Raw genomic sequence first — 3335 nt, 5'->3', positions numbered from 1 at the left:
GATTGTTGAGGGCGTTGAAGATGGGGACACCGTTCACGGCTAAGGCAATCGCACCGCGATATAGATTTATTTTCGCAGAGATCGGATTTTCGGCGATAACCGGGTTGATCGGAATTCGCCAGGCGTTGTTGCCGGTGTAGAACTGTGGCAGGGGTACCTGCTGCTGCCAACTGGTAATGCCAATCATCATCGGGTGGCTGGGCATACCATCGGATTCGACATAGAGATAGTGCTCATCCTGATAGGTTTTGACTTTGCCTGCAAACGCATCGAAGCCCATGCCATGCAGAATCTCTGAAGCAGAGGTTGCGGTGGGGATCAGCGGTGTCTGCGTTGGCAGAATCTCTGCAGCAGCGGTTGCTGTGGGAAACGGCGATGCCTGTGTCGGTGGAAAGGAGGTATGAGTCGGCACGGCTGTTGGGTTGGGGGTGAGCAAGGCTTTGTTCATACCACAGGCAGTGGCGAGCGCACTGCCAAGCCCGAGGGCTGATAATCGGAGGAAGTCTCTTCGGGAGAGTTTCATAATGGTTCCTTTCTTTGGATTTGGGGCTAAGTTCAGATTGGTCCAATCTTAAAGATTGGACCAATCTGGTCACTAATTCCCTGAAGCAGGGGCAGACACAATGGTCCGGCAGAGTAGTGTGTTGTTGGTTTCGAGGTCGGGTCCCCAAATGAATTCGGCGGACGCATCCCAGCGGATCTGCTCGTATCCTTCCTTCGGGCGGACATCGTTGGCAGAATAGACAGTGGTGGCTGTCCAGGCGCTGTCGTCAAAATCGGGGGATTTCCAACCCGCCGGTTCGCCGAGATCTGTGAAGGTGCAGGGTGCAGTGCCGGCAACAGGGTTGGCCTGGCTGGCGCAGGATTTATCAAGCGGGGCTTCGTGAATGACGGTGCAAGCCCAATCGCCGCTGCTGGTGGCAACAACCGCGCCCGTGCTGAGGTCGGTGAGCTGCATGATGAAACCACCGTCGCCCATTTGCTGTTTAGGCGTGCCGATATATTCGAGACCGGTGTCGTTTTCCTTAAAGTCTTTCAGAATGAAGTTGAGCGTGAGCGGATAGGTGGCTTCGAAGGTGGCGGTTTCGGCGTTGAAGGAACGCTCGGTGGTAATTGAGACGGAATCTTCGACGATCAGATTTTCGCCGAGATAGGCGGCGAACCAGTTATCTGCCCAGGCTTCGAGCTTGAAGGTGGATGCAGCAGCGTCAGATGAAGTTGTTTCTACCTGTTCCACCGGTTGGGATTCGGTTTCCGGCGCTGCTCCTTGTTCCGGCGGCTGTTGATCCCCTTCTGATCCGCTGCGGGTATAAGTTACGTTTAATTCGGCGCTGGTCAGGGTAATGTTCTGGATGGCCTCTAGCAGCACACTCCGGCTGACTTCAGAAGCGGGCACAGAGAACTGGGGCTGCGCCGAGAGGGCATATACTGTGTAGGTGTAGACCTTTTCCCCCGGACCTTTGGAACAGGGGAGCGCGTAAACTGTCTCTCCGTTCACGCTGTTGGTTCCCAACGTACCCACCCCAGAGCTGTTTGTAGCAAGCGTGGTTACGTCTGCGGGAATGTCATACAAAACCCAATACCAATGGGCATCACCCGGTCCGGGGATATGGTGCATAACAACGGCAAAGCTCGCGGTATTGGCCGGTGCGCCGCTCCACGTGAGCGGCAAGGTGGCGCTGTTGCCATCACAGGTATACTCGACCGGCAGTGCGCCTCCCTCGACGACATCGGGACTGCTCAAAGTGAAACTTCCTGTACTCTCAGAGAGTGTACTTTCATCAACATCAAGCACAGGAACGGCCGTAGCCAACGCCTCGGCTTGACCAGGAGAGGGGGGAACCGATTCATGTGTTGCGGCAGGGGATGATTCAGCACCACAGGCTGTCAGGGCTAAAACTAATAGGGCAATAGTTGAGGTGATTAACATTACTTTATGCATGATGTTTGATGTATTCCTTTCGACGATGAATTCATGTTTTTACCTTCAATAAATTTTTCGAGGTTCATTTCCAGTCTATGCATTTTCAAGGGAAAGTGAGCGTGTCTGTTGTCATCATTTAACGTTTAAAAGCATGATCGCGCTCACTGTCTACCATGACACGTGTCATGGGTCTGACAACCGGATCATGACAGCAACGAGAGGGGCATTTGTCATATTGCATGGTATGATCTATGTATGGAATGGAACAAACCGGACATAGTTCAAATACAACGTATTGCTGCCTGGATGTTGGTTGGTTACCACGGGGCAATGACATTGGTGGACGTATTCATCTACAAAAATTTCTTGAACGCGCCACCGGCATTTTATGCCTTGACAAATGTGCTGTTCGCGCTGCTCGTTTTGGGTCTATCGTATTGGGACTGGGGGCGTCAGCGACTGGGACGCGCGTTTACCCCATTGATGATCCTGCTGATCTCCGCCCCCCCGATTCTGGTCTACCATCTACTTTTACCGCCGCTGCCGCCCGGACCATTATCGAACGCCGAGGGCATGACGCTGCGACAATGGCCGGTTCATTTCATCGGGTTAATATTGGTGGCCTGGCAGTACAACTTGGGGGCGATTTTCATTTTTAGTTTTGGCATCGCTGCGCTTGAAAACTTCGCCATCCTCGTTTTGAGACCCGTGAATCACCCTGATACCCGCACGGCCCTCTTCTTTATTATCATCATTCGAACAGTGAGTCTGCTGGTTATCGGTTTTTTTATACACCAGTTGATGACGCTGCTGCGCGCCCAGCAGGATTCATTACGTCAGGCCAATCTGCAACTCCGGCACTATGCCAACACACTTGAAGACCTGACAATCAGCCGCGAACGCAACCGCCTGGCGCGAGAACTACACGATACCCTGGCCCACACGCTCAGCGGCCTCGCCGTGCAGCTAGAAACCACCCAGGCTTACTGGGACGTAGAGCCGGAGACGGCTCGCGATTTATTGGCCAAATCTCTAGCCGCTACCCGATCCGGGCTGAATGAAACCCGACGGGCATTGAAGGCGCTGCGAGCCAGCCCTATCGACGATTTGGGCTTGCTTTTGGCTTTGCAAAAACTGGCCAAATCTGCCGCTGAACGCGGCAAACTTAGCCTGTCATTATCATTGCCCGAACAAATCACTTCACTTTCGCCTGACGTGGAACAGTGCCTTTACCGGATTGCACAAGAAGCTTTGGAAAACGTCGTGTACCACGCCAATGCCCAGACGCTGTTGGTTCAGTTGACAATGTCTGAAGAAACAATTTGTCTCAAGGTAGAAGATGACGGGTTGGGCTTTAACGTGAAGCAGCCTCAGGCGACGGGTCATTATGGGCTGCCCGGGATGCGTGAAC

The 3335-nt window shown here is 53.3% G+C and carries 3 protein-coding genes; 1 reads left to right on the top strand and 2 read right to left on the bottom strand.

Going from position 1 to position 3335, the window contains the following annotated elements; genetic code table 11:
* The coding region (locus ACQY5R_RS18140; RefSeq protein WP_428610697.1) for a twin-arginine translocation signal domain-containing protein at positions 1-523 on the bottom strand (523 nt) is incomplete at its 3' end.
* A 72-nt stretch (positions 524-595) separates the two neighbouring features.
* Positions 596-1942, bottom strand: coding sequence for a YbhB/YbcL family Raf kinase inhibitor-like protein (locus tag ACQY5R_RS18135; RefSeq protein WP_428610696.1), 1347 nt, complete (start codon positions 1940-1942; stop codon positions 596-598).
* A 237-nt stretch (positions 1943-2179) separates the two neighbouring features.
* On the opposite strand from ACQY5R_RS18135, the gene ACQY5R_RS18130 reads away from it, so the two are divergent.
* The coding region (locus ACQY5R_RS18130; RefSeq protein ID WP_428610695.1) for a sensor histidine kinase at positions 2180-3335 on the top strand (1156 nt) is incomplete at its 3' end.

The sequence above is a fragment of the Sedimenticola sp. genome, from assembly GCF_050289425.1.
Lineage (GTDB): Bacteria > Pseudomonadota > Gammaproteobacteria > Chromatiales > Chromatiaceae > Sedimenticola.
This window is presented reverse-complemented; position numbering and strand designations above follow the sequence as displayed.